Origin of the sequence: Methylomonas subterranea (assembly GCF_024505185.1) — a bacterium.
GTDB lineage: Bacteria > Pseudomonadota > Gammaproteobacteria > Methylococcales > Methylomonadaceae > Methylomonas > Methylomonas subterranea.
Genome location: NZ_JANIBJ010000097.1, coordinates 1 through 816 on the forward strand (window position 1 = coordinate 1; position 816 = coordinate 816).

Below are 816 nucleotides of genomic sequence, written 5' to 3' on the forward strand. Positions count from 1 at the left end.
ACTCCTTCGGAGTCCACGCGGCTATTCCAAGGACAGCACGAGGCGCTTTCCAAGCGCCCGTGCTGCCTTGTCCAGCTGCTTGAGAGTTGGCCAGTGATGCGGGTTTTCAAGCCGCTGAACAGCCGGCCAACTGGTTTCCATGGCGTTGGCCAGATCAGACAGAGAACGCCCTGCCCTAGCCTGGCGCAGAAGTAAGGCGGATTGCACTTCGACGCTTGGCGTCGCCATGCGATCACCTGGACGCATGGGCGATGGTTCCGGAATATCCTGGTTGTGATCGAGCCTATAGGCCAGGATACCGGTTAAGACTTCGGCGGCGTTAAAAACGGCCTCTTCGATGGTTTCGCCTTGCGTAAAAGCTTCTTCCAGGTCGCGAAACTGGACGAAATAAGCGCCGTCCTCTTCGAGGTTGGCGGTATATGGGTATGCAACGTTCATTTCAATTTAACCCCTGTTTGTTTTTCAATAGCCTTTAACAGACCGATACCGATATCTTTCGAGCCGTGAACCGGCACGGGAACGGCTCGAAAGCATCCGGGCTTTTCCAAAATGTGATGACTGCCTTCAATCCTGACCAGGCACCAACCTTCGGCTTTGAGTTTTGCAATGACTTGTTTTCCGTTCATGGGGCCATTATACCATTTTTGGTATAGCTATCTATCTTTTTTGGTATAAAAAAACCCGCCGGAGCGGGTTGTAGGTTTTGATAATTGGGCGGCGCCGGCGGCAGAGAATACAAATTAGGGCTTAGCGTTACGATTGCTTGAGGAATTTCGTAACAATAAGCCGCGTTGCATGGCTCGGCAGCCTCCCGCA

The 816-nt window shown here is 52.6% G+C and carries 3 protein-coding genes; all 3 read right to left on the reverse strand.

Going from position 1 to position 816, the window contains the following annotated elements; all coding sequences use genetic code 11:
• Positions 1-21: 21 nt before the first annotated feature.
• Positions 22-438, reverse strand: a complete 417-nt coding sequence (locus tag NP590_RS20445; protein ID WP_256604595.1) for a type II toxin-antitoxin system HicB family antitoxin — start codon at positions 436-438, stop codon at positions 22-24.
• Positions 435-626 (reverse strand): type II toxin-antitoxin system HicA family toxin, encoded by a 192-nt coding sequence (locus tag NP590_RS20450; RefSeq protein ID WP_256604596.1) that lies wholly within the window; start codon positions 624-626, stop codon positions 435-437. Before NP590_RS20450 ends, NP590_RS20445 begins: the two co-directional genes overlap by 4 nt.
• The coding region (locus NP590_RS20455; RefSeq protein WP_256604597.1) for a hypothetical protein at positions 623-816 on the reverse strand (194 nt) is incomplete at its 5' end. The genes NP590_RS20455 and NP590_RS20450, both read right to left, overlap by 4 nt.